Annotated in this window: 15 protein-coding genes and 1 pseudogene; 8 read left to right on the top strand and 8 right to left on the bottom strand. The window is 42.7% G+C overall.

All coding sequences use genetic code 11. The features are described from left to right. Window positions 1-12: 12 nt before the first annotated feature. The 3 genes from PUN32_RS10080 (at window position 13) to PUN32_RS10070 (ending at window position 3,613) form a co-directional block, all read left to right on the top strand. The gene (locus tag PUN32_RS10080) at window positions 13-363 is read left to right on the top strand and encodes a GlpM family protein (RefSeq protein ID WP_274722979.1); all 351 of its coding nucleotides are present in this window, start codon (window positions 13-15) and stop codon (window positions 361-363) included. Between the two features lie 38 nt (window positions 364-401). Next, complete coding sequence (locus tag PUN32_RS10075) at window positions 402-839, top strand: NUDIX hydrolase (RefSeq protein WP_274722978.1); 438 nt, start codon at window positions 402-404, stop codon at window positions 837-839. Between the two features lie 413 nt (window positions 840-1,252). Next, window positions 1,253-3,613 carry a Lon protease family protein gene (locus PUN32_RS10070; RefSeq protein WP_274722977.1) on the top strand — a complete coding sequence of 787 codons (2,361 nt, stop codon included), beginning with the start codon at window positions 1,253-1,255 and terminating at the stop codon, window positions 3,611-3,613. Between the two features lie 76 nt (window positions 3,614-3,689). Here PUN32_RS10070 and PUN32_RS10065 read toward each other — a convergent pair whose 3' ends face one another. Beyond that, window positions 3,690-4,127 carry a DUF2850 domain-containing protein gene (locus PUN32_RS10065; RefSeq protein WP_274722976.1) on the bottom strand — a complete coding sequence of 146 codons (438 nt, stop codon included), beginning with the start codon at window positions 4,125-4,127 and terminating at the stop codon, window positions 3,690-3,692. Window positions 4,128-4,454: 327 nt separating this feature from the next. Here PUN32_RS10065 and ppnP point away from each other — a divergent pair, with 327 nt between their 5' ends. Next, complete coding sequence (gene ppnP / locus PUN32_RS10060) at window positions 4,455-4,742, top strand: pyrimidine/purine nucleoside phosphorylase (RefSeq protein WP_274722975.1); 288 nt, start codon at window positions 4,455-4,457, stop codon at window positions 4,740-4,742. Between the two features lie 210 nt (window positions 4,743-4,952). Further along, window positions 4,953-5,111 (top strand): annotated as a pseudogene (locus PUN32_RS10055) (sensor domain-containing diguanylate cyclase); the annotation flags it as partial. A gap of 498 nt (window positions 5,112-5,609) precedes the next feature. Here PUN32_RS10055 and PUN32_RS10050 read toward each other — a convergent pair. Next, window positions 5,610-6,884 (bottom strand): ABC transporter substrate-binding protein, encoded by a 1,275-nt coding sequence (locus tag PUN32_RS10050; RefSeq protein ID WP_274722974.1) that lies wholly within the window; start codon window positions 6,882-6,884, stop codon window positions 5,610-5,612. Window positions 6,885-7,216: 332 nt separating this feature from the next. Here PUN32_RS10050 and PUN32_RS10045 point away from each other — a divergent pair, with 332 nt between their 5' ends. Further along, complete coding sequence (locus tag PUN32_RS10045) at window positions 7,217-9,223, top strand: cellulase family glycosylhydrolase (RefSeq protein ID WP_274722973.1); 2,007 nt, start codon at window positions 7,217-7,219, stop codon at window positions 9,221-9,223. 101 nt (window positions 9,224-9,324) lie between these two features. Here PUN32_RS10045 and PUN32_RS10040 read toward each other — a convergent pair whose 3' ends face one another. The 6 genes from PUN32_RS10040 to PUN32_RS10010 form a co-directional block, all read right to left on the bottom strand. Then, the gene (locus PUN32_RS10040) at window positions 9,325-9,528 is read right to left on the bottom strand and encodes a hypothetical protein (RefSeq protein WP_274722972.1); all 204 of its coding nucleotides are present in this window, start codon (window positions 9,526-9,528) and stop codon (window positions 9,325-9,327) included. An 85-nt stretch (window positions 9,529-9,613) separates the two neighbouring features. Then, complete coding sequence (locus PUN32_RS10035; RefSeq protein ID WP_274722971.1) at window positions 9,614-10,465, bottom strand: IS3 family transposase; 852 nt, start codon at window positions 10,463-10,465, stop codon at window positions 9,614-9,616. Next, window positions 10,462-10,770: a transposase gene (locus tag PUN32_RS10030; RefSeq protein WP_274722970.1), complete on the bottom strand. Its 309-nt coding sequence runs from the start codon at window positions 10,768-10,770 to the stop codon at window positions 10,462-10,464. Before PUN32_RS10030 ends, PUN32_RS10035 begins: the two co-directional genes overlap by 4 nt. Window positions 10,771-10,966: 196 nt before the next feature. Beyond that, window positions 10,967-11,212, bottom strand: a complete 246-nt coding sequence (gene brnA, locus PUN32_RS10025; RefSeq protein WP_274722969.1) for a type II toxin-antitoxin system BrnA family antitoxin — start codon at window positions 11,210-11,212, stop codon at window positions 10,967-10,969. Next, window positions 11,199-11,465, bottom strand: coding sequence for a BrnT family toxin (locus PUN32_RS10020; protein WP_274722968.1), 267 nt, complete (start codon window positions 11,463-11,465; stop codon window positions 11,199-11,201). The genes brnA and PUN32_RS10020 overlap by 14 nt, the downstream gene beginning before the upstream one ends. Window positions 11,466-11,646: 181 nt before the next feature. Further along, the gene (locus PUN32_RS10010; protein ID WP_274722966.1) at window positions 11,647-12,414 is read right to left on the bottom strand and encodes a hypothetical protein; all 768 of its coding nucleotides are present in this window, start codon (window positions 12,412-12,414) and stop codon (window positions 11,647-11,649) included. A gap of 253 nt (window positions 12,415-12,667) precedes the next feature. On the opposite strand from PUN32_RS10010, the gene PUN32_RS10000 reads away from it, so the two are divergent. Then, window positions 12,668-12,910, top strand: coding sequence for a type II toxin-antitoxin system Phd/YefM family antitoxin (locus PUN32_RS10000; protein WP_274722964.1), 243 nt, complete (start codon window positions 12,668-12,670; stop codon window positions 12,908-12,910). 7 nt (window positions 12,911-12,917) lie between these two features. Next, window positions 12,918-13,217 (top strand): type II toxin-antitoxin system RelE/ParE family toxin, encoded by a 300-nt coding sequence (locus tag PUN32_RS09995; protein WP_274722963.1) that lies wholly within the window; start codon window positions 12,918-12,920, stop codon window positions 13,215-13,217. Window positions 13,218-13,416: the final 199 nt, after the last annotated feature.

Below are 13,416 nucleotides of genomic sequence, written 5' to 3'. Positions count from 1 at the left end.
AAAGGAAATGTCATGGCGAGCCTGTTTATCAAATGCCTACTGGGTGCATTAGCGGTATTGATGATTGCTTTATTATCCAAAAGCAAAAATTTTTTTATTGCCGGATTAGTCCCCCTGTTTCCCACTTTTGCCTTGATCGCCCACTACATCATGGGCACAGAACGGACGATGCAAGATTTACGGATCACCGCACTATTCGGCCTTTATTCGCTGATCCCATACGCAGCTTATTTGCTCGCTGTTTATTATTTTAGCTATCGTTACAGCCTAACCGCGACTTTGCTTGGCGCAACATCAGTTTGGCTGATGTTTGCTGGGCTATTGCTGATGGGTTGGACCCGTTTTGCCACTCACCTTACCTAAAAAAAACAGACTTAACTCACCGTTAATTTGAGGAAAATATGTCGATTGTCAAACCGTTAGCCACTCAGTTACCGATCGCCGAATGTGTTTCGTTCTTGCTGATCAAACAAAATCAAGGATTGCTGGAGCGCCGCTCCGCCAGCAAAACTTGCGATCCCAATATTGTTGCCATTCCGGGTGGCCATATTGAAGCGGGAGAAAACCAGGCACAAGCCCTGCTGCGTGAAGTGCAAGAGGAATTAGGCATTGAGGCGACACGCTTTGGGTATCTCTGCTCGCTCTATCATCCGACCCAACTTGAGCTGCAATTGCTGCACTATTACGTTGTCACCGAGTGGCAAGGAGAAATTGCGTGTCATGAAGCCGATGAAGTATTTTGGCAACCGCTGAGCACTAGTGCAGTCGAAACCGTGGCCGATAAAATTGCAGTGCAAGAATGGCAACGACTTTATCAAAGCGGATTACTCAGCGCTTAATGCTTTGTTGCAAGATGCCAGATCGCATGTACGCTCTATTGGTAGCAATAAAAAACTCGCTCTTTATCGAGCGAGTTTTTTAAGGTCGGCGGCCAAACCGAATTGACAGCTATGCCATGGTCAAATCAGCGAAAACGCACCAAGCGTATTCACCTACAGCTCAGTATAGACCGCGTTTGTGAAGCTAATATGAATCACCAAAAATTCTATTGCATATTATCGAGTTAAGTAATTGTTGACTTAAAAGATCACTGGATGGCAATCGGTTCAATACACTTGCCAATAACGATTTATACGCTAACTTTTGGGCTGAAACTTATTTAAATTGGTAATAAATCACTAAAAAGACAATGATTTATCTCTACACTTAAGTGAGATATTCCCAACCCCACCTCGACAATAGGAGTGCATTGATGGCGATTCAGCATCTGAGTTTTGAGCAACTCTACCAAGTAGCAAAACTAGAAAATTTAGCCTGTAAGTCAACTAAGGAACTGGCTCCGATTGATCAAATCGTTGGGCAACAACGCGCACAAAAAGCCGTCGAATTTGCCATGTCGATTAAAGAAAAGGGCTATAACATCTACGCAATTGGCCACAATGGATTGGGTAAGCGCACCATGATTTTACGCTATCTCAGTCACCATCAACATGATGCAAGTCAGCTGTATGATTGGTGTTATGTAGCCAATTTTGATGATATCCGCGTACCCAATGTACTCAAACTGCCCTGCGGGATCGGCCTTAAATTTCGCCAAGATATTGAAAAATTGATGAGTAAATTGGTAACCGCGATTCCCTTAGCCTTTGATAACGAAATCTATTTTAGTCGTACCGAAAAGCTCAAAAACCAACTGACCCAAAAACAAGAAAGTGAACTGGCAAACATTACCCGTAGTGCCAAAGATCGTGGTGTCAGTTTAACTTTGACTGCGCAAGGAGAGTATCAATTTGTTGCTTTAAATGGTGAGGAGATGCACACCGAAGCGACATTTGATGCACTCTCCAAACGAGAGCAGGAGCATTTTTGTCATACCATCGATGAACTCGAGGTGAGCCTGCGTAATATGGTCCGTCAACTTACGGAATGGGAAGAGTCATACAGCGAAAAAATCAAAAAATTGAATGATGAAGTAACGCTGGACGTGATTACCCATTTTATCAAGCAGTTGAAATTGGACTATTCAAAAATCCCTGAAATCAAAGCCTATTTGACCGACTTACAGAAAGATATTGTAGAAAATGTCGATATTTTCTTAGATGAAACCAACGATCAAGGTGAAATCGCCAACGCCTCTTTGGATAAAAAACTTCCTCGCCGTTATAAAGTGAATTTATTAGTAAGCCGTAATGCCGATGAATTCCCAATAGTGGTTGAAGAGAGCCCTAGCTATCATTCACTGTTTGGTTATGTGGAAACCGCGACCTACAAAGGGACCGTCTTCACCGATTTTTCCTTGATTCGCCCGGGTAGTTTGCATAAAGCCAATGGTGGTGTGCTGTTAATGGATGCAGTAAAAGTGCTTGAACAGCCCTATGTTTGGGATGGTTTAAAGCGTGCTCTGCGCTCACGTCAGCTCAGCTTCACCTCATTAGAAAAAGAAGTCACATTAACTGGAACGGTATCACTTGATCCCGAGCCGATCCCGCTCGATGTCAAAATTATTTTGTTTGGTGATTATCGGACCTATGAATTACTTACTCATTATGATCCTGAATTTAGCGAACTATTTCGGGTAACTGCCGATTTTGCTGATGAAATGCCACGCAATGCCGATTCGGAGCTGCACTATGCGCGTTTTATATCTAGCATAGTGCACGATGCCAATATGCTGCATTGCGATCGTAAAGCGATCGCCCGCATCATCGAACACAGCTCGCGCACTACCGGCGATCAAACGAAATTGTCGTTACATTCGGCACATATTGCCAATTTGCTACGCGAATCTAACTATGTCGCCAAGCAAGCCAATGCCAATCTAATCCGCCAAAGCCATGTTGAAGAAGCGTTACGTAACCAAGAATTGCGGGTCAATCGTCTGCAACAAACAATGATGGAGAGCTTCGTCAATGGAACTACGCTGATTCAAACCGAAGGCAGTGCAGTGGGCCAAGTCAACGCATTATCCGTGTTAGCCACTTGCGATCATATGTTTGGCATGCCCAATCGGATCACCGCGACGACTTCCTATGGTGAAGGCGAAATTATTGATATTGAACGTAATGTGGATCTTGGCGGCAGCATCCATTCCAAGGGGGTAATGATTTTATCGGCTTATCTTAGTTCTGTCTTTGGTCGTACCGCACATATTCCGTTAACTACCACAATTACCTTTGAACAATCCTATGGCGGAGTTGATGGTGACAGTGCCAGCATGGCGGAGTTTTGTGCGATTGTTTCGGCATTCTCCAAGCAACCGAATCGGCAAGATATCGCGATTACTGGCTCAATGAACCAATTTGGTGAATCACAACCGATTGGTGGGTTAAACGAGAAAATTGAAGGTTTCTTTGATGTCTGCGCGATTAAACGTCGCCATAATAGCCAAGGGGTGATTATTCCTCGCTCTAATATGCATAACTTAATGTTGCGTGCCGATATTGTTAAAGCGGTGGAAAAAGGTGAATTCCATATTTGGGCAATTGAACATGTGACAGAAGCGATCGAGATTTTTACAGGAAAACCCGCAGGTTTACCGACCGAAGATGGTAGCTATCCCGTCGATACGGTGTTTGGTCTTGCTCAAGCTAAACTGAATGCATTGCGTAAATAACCAATAAGTAAACTGACCAAGAGCCGTTATTGCACGTCAATTCTAGGCTCAGTGATTGATGGTTAAGTAAGACATATTATTCATTAAAATGGTCGTATAATGCCGCGCGCCTAACCTGCGCGGCATGAGAGCCCTGATCATTAACGGTATGCTCATAGCCAGCTCGGATAAAGCGTTGTAACGGGTTGACAGGCACGAGACGTTTGAGCTGTGGAGAATTGACGTTTCCGGTCAACTCATAAATGAAGGTGCCGCTACCAGTATCAATCGTGATCTTCACACCATCAAATTTAAACTGAGTACTGATCAAACGATCATTACGAAACACACCTTGCTCATTAAAACGCAAGACCTCGGTTTGATAGCTGGGAGCCCCGATCTCAATCCAAGTTCCAAACACATGTTTGGGATTAACGTAATCTTGGTAGCTCACATACAGCAAAGTAGCAAATATGCTGCCTAAGATGACCAGAGAAGACCAAAATACCGTTTTAACGACCCATTTTTTTGCCATAAATTCACTTGGTTGAATAATAAACATAATGAAAAATAAACTGTTATCGTTTAATGCAGAATAAACGATAACGACCTTCGCATTGATAATGTTGCCTCCCTTCTCCCATCGCAAAAGCCATACGGTAAAAGCGTGATCTAAAGCGCAAAGATATCGGTTAGTTTGGAATTAAATGCGCTTAATTGATCAGTGAGTGATGCCATAAAAGCGATTTAATTATGACCAGAGCATGGTCAGGGGTTGAACAACTGATCAGCATAGGTTAAAAATCGGGTTCCACTAATGCAGTGGTATCACTTAACGCTCAACACTCAACAGGAAAATGGCATGATTAAGGAAAATGTATATTTTGATGGCCAAGTGAAGTCATTAGGATTTAAGCAGCAAGATGGTGAAAGTACGATTGGTGTTATGGCTCCAGGCCACTACACCTTTGGAACAGGTGCGCCAGAGCGTATGACGGTGGTAAAAGGTAGACTGATAGTTAAACGTGTCAATGACCCAGATTGGATCACCTTCAATAACGGTGAACGCTTTGAAGTAGCGGGAAATTCCTCTTTTGATCTACAAGTAGAGGTCGCAACTGCTTATTTGTGTGAATTTTTACCAGACTAACAGTACAAATATGATGAGTTGAATGGTGAGAAACCGCTAAACTCTTCATAACAAAACTGCAGAGTCGACATTCTCATGGCTATTTTAGCTAAGCATACTGATCAATATGCTCATAATGATCTTCGCCAAGATCTGACTCAACAGCAGCGACAAACTCCACCCAAACCGCTACTAGTACTCTACAGAAAGCATGTTAAGCCACATCTCTCAACCCTGATTGTTTATGAAGATAAACGGATTTTACTGCAACCAAGCATTGACTACGCATTATATAACCCGTATTTCGTCAATCCTGATGGTATGTTTAAGCTTGCAGACCAACGAATGTATGCCGCTAACCGGCGACAGCTCATGCCCAAACATGTTTGATTTGCATTTTAAAAACCAACCCTTCGCAGAATGCAAAAGATTTTGCATTCTGTCACTCGATTATGTGCTTAGTTGTAATTAAACTGCCTGCAATTTGCCCTATAACTCTATTTTTAGGCCAATTTAAAAGTTGGCACACAAAGTGCATATATGAGTCCGACCCTTGTAAACCCAGGGTCACCTAGCCAACTGACGTTGTTAGTGAACAGTTTTGTTCGCACTTATAAACGGCCAATCACGCCTTTTGTGGTTGGTCTTTTTTTTGTCTGCCTTCGGTGAAGCAACCAAAGAAATCCAAGATGAAATTGGAGCAATTCAAAACACAAACTGCTTTAGTTCGCCAATTTCGCCGTTTGTAATACACGAGCTGAGCATCTTCAGTCAACGATACGGACTCTACTTTCCACCAAACAATATCACAGCTAAAAAACGTGGTTTAGTGATGACAAAAAAAAGGCCGTTCCCCCCGAACGGCCTTGGCAACTTGCCAATATTATTTTATTTAACGATGCGTTGTTTGGCTCGATCCCAACGTGAATCTAATCTCTCAAGCGCTTCATTGAAATTTTTCGCAGTGATCACATCTTGAATATAACCACCTGAATAAAAATCGATTTTTGAACGGTTAGTCACTTCAATAAAGGTTGATGAGTTAACTGGTGTTTGGATCACCTTTGGCTCATAGCTCATAAACTCATTAAGCTGTTCCAATGAAGGACTTTTACTTTTCAGGGTAGGAATAAAGCCCGCAATTTTTTCAAAATCAGAATTTTCAATCAAAAATTTCAAATACGCTTTGGCAGTTTCTTTATTGTTTGAAAACTTACTAACGGCATAACCCCAGTCATGATTCATCTGTGCCTTAAGAACACCCGTTTCATCTGATGGAATCGGCATAAAGCCAATATTGTCTGAAGCGGCGCCACGTTCAATCACTTGCGGAATAACCCAGTTGCCGAGGTAATACATCGCTGCATCACCTTTAGCAATCGCATTTTTTGAGTCTTCCCATGAGTTGGTCATCAAATCGCGCTCGGTTAACCCTTGGTCAATCAGTCTCTTCAATACCGTCAATGACTTGTTATATGCTGTATCTCCAGAAAATGGTTTATCTTGAGTGAGCATTTTTTCGTACACATCATTACTACCCTCGATCACCAATGGAAATTTATCCCACTGTTGGAGCGGCCATTGCGCACCAAAGTTAATGTAGAATGGGATTTGTCCATTGGTTTTAATCTTTTCAGCCGCAGCAAACAAACCCGACAAGGTTTTGATCGGCACTTCTACCCCAGCTTTTTTTAGCACCTCTTTATTATAAACCAGTCCCTCAACCGAGTTACCCATTGAGATACCGTATGCCTTGCCATTATTTTGCCAAGCATCGTAAAAATAGACATCGTCTTCCGCATATAACTCATTGAGCGGCTCATAAAAGTTGCCATATTGCTCGGAAGGAACCGATGGCAAAATTAACACTAGATCGCCATAGTCCCCAGTATTCATCCGTGGTCGTAAACCGCCTTGGTAATCAGCGAATCCAACCACTTTAACTTCCGTCACACTTGGGTAAAGCTGCTTAAATTCTTGCTCATAACGGCGATAGACACCCGCTTCAACCAAATCGGTTCGGTTGGTATAAAAGGTAATCGAACCTTTGACTAACTGTGGATTAATACCATTGGTGACTTCTGCACTAGCCACGCCTTGTACACCGAAGGCGACTGCACCAGCAAGTAATGTTTTGGTAATTGTAGGTACCAGTGATTTCATTCTCGTTCTCCATTCCCATCTCAGTCCAAGATGTGTTGTTTATCTATCTGACGCAATATTAACGTTACGATTTTTGTTTACCAATGCGATTGTTTGGTTACGTGATAACCATCACCAACAGAATTCAGTTTTTTGGCAGGAAAACAAATAAAAACAATCAATAACATGCATTTAAAAATAAAAAAACGCTAAGAAACAGGAAGAGAACAAGCTCACAATTTCTGGATTAAATTGAGCCACAACACAAAATCGAAACGTTACCATTAATATCTTGAACTGTTTTAGCGACAATGGCGACAGCATTAATGATTGTGCATTTTTAAGGACGAGAGATGAAAAACATCCACTATTCACTACCCTTACTCACATTACTCACTGCCTGTAATGGGGTCAGCCATACCGCGGATACCACAATCCCGCTGGATAACATGCAACATTTTGTGGTGCAACAGGGTAATACTTTGTTACTCGATGGTCAGCCATTTCGCTTCGCGGGAACCAATAACTACTATATGCATTATCGCTCCCACGAGATGATTGATGCGGTTTTAGACGATGCCAAAGCCATGGGTCTAAACTCGATTCGGGTGTGGGGCTTTATGGAAGGAATTAGCCATGAGCACACCATGCAGGCTGAACCTGGCGTATTTACCCCTCCAGCAGGAGTGCACAGTGCGTTAGAAAAATTAGATTATACCGTGGCTCAAGCCAAAGCTCGTGGCATCCGAGTAGTGATTGCTCTCACCAATAACTGGGGCGACTTTGGTGGTATGCAACAGTATGTGGATTGGTTTAATGGTAGCCATCATGATGATTTTTATACACAACCTTCGATTAAACAGGCTTATAAAGAGTATGTAAAACATCTGGTTGAACATAAAAACCGCTACACTGGCGTGATGAACAAAGATGAACCTGCGATCATGACTTGGGAACTGGCTAATGAACCACGCGCGCAATCCGATCCCAGTGGTGAACTCCTCTATAACTGGGCAAAGGAGATGAGCGATTATGTTAGAGATCTTGCTCCTCATCAGTTAATTGCGTTAGGCTCTGAAGGTTTCTTCAACCATAAAGGTGCTGATGATTGGACCTACAATGGCAATGAAGGTGTCGATTGGGATCGGATTATCACCTTACCCAATATCAACTATGGAACCTTCCACCTCTACCCCGAACATTGGGGAAAACACAATTCTGAACAATGGGGCACACAATGGATTATTGACCATGCCAACGCCGCAAAAAAAGCCAACAAACCGGCCGTACTAGAGGAATATGGCATTGGGCGCAATGAACCACAAAACCGAGACTTCATCTATCATAAATGGACCCAAACTGCTTATGAACAAGGTCTCGCTGGCAGTATGTTCTGGATCCTAACCAGCCTTGATTCTGATCAGCCTGACCGACTCTATCCCGATTATGATGGTTTCCGGATCCTCAATGACGGTGGCAGCACCGCAACGTTACTGACCAACCATTCAAAGCAGATGCGTGGCCTGCCCTACGAGCAAAAAAATAGTGTATACCTTGCCTATCCAGTAGAGGGGATGAAAGTATCTGAAGCCACATTTACGGTTCGCAGTTACCCAATGCCAATTACTGGTAATAAAGTAGAACAAGTTCAATTGCGGTTACCAGAGAGCGATCAGTTGCTTGAAATGACCGATAATGATGGCGATGGATATTACGAAGTCGAACTCAAGGCAGACGACATTGGTTATGGCAATAAGACATTGATCACCATTGCGAGTTTTACTCAAGGAGAGCGACAAACTGATCGTGCCAAAATCGAAGTTGATCGCCCAATCATCGGTTACGAAGTTGGTACCCGCTATGATTTTAACGATGGCACACTGCAAGGTTGGCAAAAAGAAGGCACCTGGCAAGCCAATTGGAAAAATCCCGCCCTACAGATCGCGACCGATTTGGGTAGCCCAATGTTACAGCTAAATCTCGAATGGTCCGGGAAGCATGACTGGGAAGAGCTAAAACTACGCAATCATGGCGTGGAAAGCTTCGGGCAGCATACTAAGATGCGTTACACCTTGTATGTTCCTGTCACCGCAGGAGATCAGGGTGGTGTGCGCCCTTACGCTGCACTCGGTGACGGTTGGGTAAAATTGGATGCGGATAAACATCGCTCTCCAGTTAACCAATTAGAGAAAGTACAGCTTAACGGCAAAACATTTTACAAACAGATAGTTGAAATTAATCTTGGCGATGTTTCAAAGAAACTCCCTGATATCTTCTTATGTATTGTCGGTGACAAACTTGCACTCGATGGTTCTGTATTTATTGATGATATTGAGTTTTTAAAACCTATCTACAATTAACCAATATAACTCAGAGGATGAGCTGTAGTGGTCAAGTAAAATTGGCCACTACACCTTATCCTTAAGTGACGTAAAGATAGATTTATAGCCTTCTATACCAATCATTTTTCCATTGTTCTCAAGTGGAAGGATTTGAACATACTTACAGCTAACTCAGGAGCACTTGTACCAAAGGCAACTACGGTCAAACCAATCACAAGACTCGGAATTCCAATTCTAGCCGCTAATCTGGCAGCTCCCTTAACTAATCCTTCAGCCCCTACAATCAACAAAATCAGGCCAAACACTAAAAGAAGATAATCCATTTTCACCTCATAAATTTGGAGCTAAATTAAAAAGTGGTGTGCCCCACAAAAATGGTGTGCCCCACAAAAAGTAGACAGTACATAACTACATACTTTCGTACTCAACCGGGCTGACATACCCCAACGCTGAGTGTCTTCTTTTGCGATTGTAAAATACCTCGATGTATTCGAAGATGCCCATTCGGGCTTCTTCGACAGTTTGGTAGTCTTCTGCGTATATCAGTTCGACTTTCAGGCGACTGTAGAACGACTCCATCACCGCATTGTCCCAACAGTTGCCCTGTCGACTCATGCTCGGTACACCTCCATGCTTGCGCATGAAGTCTTGATATTTATAGGCTCTGTATTGTACACCACGATCCGAGTGAATAATGATGCCCTTAGGCGGCTTACGTGACTCAAACGCCATTTTTAGAGCATTGATGATGAGCTCGACGGTCATCGTTGTCCCTAACGACCAACCCACAATACGCCTTGAATGCAAGTCCATCACTGTCGCTAAGAAGAGCCAACGGCTCTTCACCCAGATATACGTGATGTCTGTGACCCATTTCTGATTTGGAATCTCAGACTCAAAGTCTCTACGCAGTAAATTGTCAGCAACATTCGTCATCGCGGCCACATCCTTGCTGTATTTAAACCCCTTGCCATTACGTGCCCTGATACCTTTTTCCTTCATGATATCAGCCACATAATTCACGCAGCAGGCATAGCCTGCTTCGTTTAGCTCTTCTGCTATTCGCACTGAACCGTAACGTGCCCGATATTGGGCAAAGGTACACATGACTAGCTGCTCAAAGCGCTCTCGCCGCTTTGAACGCTCACTCGGCGTATGATGACACCACTTGTAGTAACCGCCTCGACTCACTTCTAAAACGCGACACATTAAGCTAATCGAGTACTCACCGGTATAGCTTTCAATGAACTCGTACTTCACTCTTGCTGCTTCGCGAAGTACGCCGAGACCTTCTTTAGGAATTCCATTTCAGCTTTGAGCTGCTTGTTCTCGCGCCTTAGCGCTCGAAGCTCTTCCGACTCTTTCTTCGAATAATCGACACCGTCTAAGGTATTAAACTGTTTATCAGATAGCCGTGTGAACTGGCGCTTCCAGTTCCGGATTTGCTGGGCGCTGATGCCCAGCTCCTTGGCAACAGAGACCGCTGTTCGGCCAGGAAGACTGGCCAGACGGACGGCTTCCTTGCGGAACTCTTCGGTGTACGCTGGATTACGATGTTTAGCCATAAATCACCTCTCAATTAGACCCTAGATCTAACTTAGTAAAGTGTCTACTAAACGTGGGGTACTCGGTGACCTAACGCCGCATTAAGGGGCGAACAACGCACAAAAATACTTAATGCATAACTCCTTAATCACAAAAAGAAACGCATGACAAAAATGCCACGCGTTGTGAGTCCCTCTTAAATGCTTTGTTAGCCGTTTATCTCACACTTGCATGATGAGAAACACTTTCTAGCCTTTCTGCTAGCCAAATTTTAATGATTGATTGACGTGTTACACCTACACGATTGGCTTCTCGGTCTAAAGACTCAAGCATCCACGCTGGAAAATCGACATTGACTCGTTTTTGCTTATGCATTGGCCTTTTTACTTGCGACAAATCCAAATCCATTAAGATGTCATCGTCGTCACTTTCAAACTTAGCATCAAATTCATGCGCTTTCATAAAGGTTTATCTCCGCTTTCCGTGAACGCCGAACTGAGATGAGCCTGATATTCATGCCTCGGTAGGTAATGACACCTGACCAATGCTTACCGTTTAGTAAGCCGACAACCAAATATCTTGGTTCATCACTCGTATTAGCAGGGATCTCGATAAGATCTGAATCATTCCACAATCCTTGAGCGGTATGAAAATCGATACCATGTTTTTCGAGATTACTTCTGCTTTTGTTTTCATCAAATTCAAATTTAATCATGAGTAAAAATTACACCCTTTTTACTCGTTAGGCAAATTTTGTTGATTGATGACGGCTAACGCCCAATTAAGGGGTGAAGCACGCAACCACGACACTTAATTTGACCACCGTAAACACTAAACTCAACCCAAACCAAAACTGCCAAGCGTGCTGAATCACTCTTAAATTGTTTGTTAAGCTTTTAGCCAAATAGCCAACTGAAAAAACCTTGTTTGAAGCCGGAATTTATCTCGCTGGCAGACTTTTTGCGAATTTCCGAGAAAAACTCAGCTTCTATTTCGTATTTTTCTTGCTCGATTTCAGCCTGAATCAAACTTGCCTTTTCTATGAGGGGTAACTTATCACTGAACTTAGTCACTAACACTTTTATATCTTGATCCGAGCCTGGACGTATACTTCCAATTTGATACATCATCTTCACTAATTCATTACCGTCAAAGTCACCATGAAACTGTTTTAACTTTTCTCGATATTTTTTATCGAGCTCATTCAACTTCTTATCTCTTGCGGCGGCTTGAAGAGAAAAATAATCATATGTGCCAGTAGCAATTGAAAGGGCTTCAAGGCTTAAATAAACTTGCGCTCGACACTTTTCAACGGCTTCAGGTAGTTCAGATTGAGTTTTCTGTGTCGACTGTAAGTTATGTAGTAGCCCTTTTAGCACCAACTCATAATTTGGGTTTCTTTCAAGCCGAGGGTTTTCCATTAGATTGATCATTGCATCAAACAGCAAACGAAGAGACGTGCCATTCTTAGGGTAATGAAGGTATAACTGATTTTGTTGTTTGAGGCAGCTGTTTGCCATTGTTCGAGCAGGTTTAAAATAGTCTTCTAACTGCTTTACTTTAATAGAGTCATCGCTTTTATAATCTTCTAATATGCCTACGAAAATAAAAGATCCTAAGGCCAGTGTTAGCAATGTAGCGAACAGTTGTTTCACATACTCCATTTTTTACTCCATTAGAATTTGCAATGTTGATTCAGAAGCTTAACGCCCGCCTAAGGGGCTGGCAACGCACAATCCAACTTAACGCATAATAAATTAACCACAAAAATCACCGCATACCAAAAATGCTGCGCGTTGACAGTCCCGCTTGAGGCGTTTGTTAGTTTGCATTTCACTAAAATCGCACGATTTAATTAAATTGAACATTTCGCGTGATGAATTATAATCTAACCGTACACTCAACTAGGAACTTACCATGCATACATTAACAGCAAATGATGCCAAACGAAATTTTGGTGAGCTACTTCTAAGCGCACAACGAGAGCCTGTAAGAATCAGCAAAAACAGTAAAGACACCGTTGTTGTCATGTCTATTCGAGACTTCGAAGAACTTGAGGCAATGAAAGTTGAATACCTTAAACACTGCTTCACAATGGCGAAGGAAGATTTAAACAATGGAAGTACTGTCGATGGCGAAAGCTTTCTCAATTCACTGTAAATGACTTATGCACAAGAACAAATATAAGCTAAGTAACTTAGCGCAGTCACACTTGCGCAAAGTAAAAAACTACACTGTTGAACACTTTTCCGAGTTGCAGTGGCACAATTATAAAAACACGCTCCTATCTGGATTTCAGATGCTAGCCGATAATCCTGGTTTGGGCAGAAACTGTGATGATACATACCCAAACGGCTTTTATTTTCCTATTGGAAAACATACAGTTTATTTCACAAAAGAAGACCAATTTATTTTGATCGTTGCTGTTTTAAGCCAATCGCAACTCCCTCAGAATCATCTGAAATGACTCTGCTCTCACTCTAGATGACTCGTGCACTAGAGTGAATATTTGCACATGCAAACTAACGCCCGCCTAAGGGGCTGGTAACGCACAATCCAACTTAACGCATACCAAATTAAACACAAAGCTCAAAGCATTACAAAAATGCTGCGCGTTAACAGTCCCTCTTGAGGCGTTTGTTAACTGGCCAGAGCTGAGGATTTCC

It is taken from the genome of Vibrio chanodichtyis, assembly GCF_028863985.1.
GTDB lineage: Bacteria > Pseudomonadota > Gammaproteobacteria > Enterobacterales > Vibrionaceae > Vibrio > Vibrio chanodichtyis.
This window is presented reverse-complemented; position numbering and strand designations above follow the sequence as displayed.

Bases quoted from the DNA above. Each gene is read 5' to 3' on its own strand.
- PUN32_RS10080 (WP_274722979.1), top strand. From the start codon at position 13: ATGGCGAGCCTGTTTATCAAATGCCTACTGGGTGCATTAGCGGTATTG.
- PUN32_RS10075 (WP_274722978.1), top strand. From the start codon at position 402: ATGTCGATTGTCAAACCGTTAGCCACTCAGTTACCGATCGCCGAATGT.
- PUN32_RS10070 (WP_274722977.1), top strand. From the start codon at position 1,253: ATGGCGATTCAGCATCTGAGTTTTGAGCAACTCTACCAAGTAGCAAAA.
- PUN32_RS10065 (WP_274722976.1), bottom strand. From the start codon at position 4,127: ATGGCAAAAAAATGGGTCGTTAAAACGGTATTTTGGTCTTCTCTGGTC.
- ppnP (WP_274722975.1), top strand. From the start codon at position 4,455: ATGATTAAGGAAAATGTATATTTTGATGGCCAAGTGAAGTCATTAGGA.
- PUN32_RS10050 (WP_274722974.1), bottom strand. From the start codon at position 6,884: ATGAAATCACTGGTACCTACAATTACCAAAACATTACTTGCTGGTGCA.
- PUN32_RS10045 (WP_274722973.1), top strand. From the start codon at position 7,217: ATGAAAAACATCCACTATTCACTACCCTTACTCACATTACTCACTGCC.
- PUN32_RS10040 (WP_274722972.1), bottom strand. From the start codon at position 9,528: ATGGATTATCTTCTTTTAGTGTTTGGCCTGATTTTGTTGATTGTAGGG.
- PUN32_RS10030 (WP_274722970.1), bottom strand. From the start codon at position 10,770: ATGGCTAAACATCGTAATCCAGCGTACACCGAAGAGTTCCGCAAGGAA.
- brnA (WP_274722969.1), bottom strand. From the start codon at position 11,212: ATGAAAGCGCATGAATTTGATGCTAAGTTTGAAAGTGACGACGATGAC.
- PUN32_RS10020 (WP_274722968.1), bottom strand. From the start codon at position 11,465: ATGATTAAATTTGAATTTGATGAAAACAAAAGCAGAAGTAATCTCGAA.
- PUN32_RS10010 (WP_274722966.1), bottom strand. From the start codon at position 12,414: ATGGAGTATGTGAAACAACTGTTCGCTACATTGCTAACACTGGCCTTA.
- PUN32_RS10000 (WP_274722964.1), top strand. From the start codon at position 12,668: ATGCATACATTAACAGCAAATGATGCCAAACGAAATTTTGGTGAGCTA.
- PUN32_RS09995 (WP_274722963.1), top strand. From the start codon at position 12,918: ATGCACAAGAACAAATATAAGCTAAGTAACTTAGCGCAGTCACACTTG.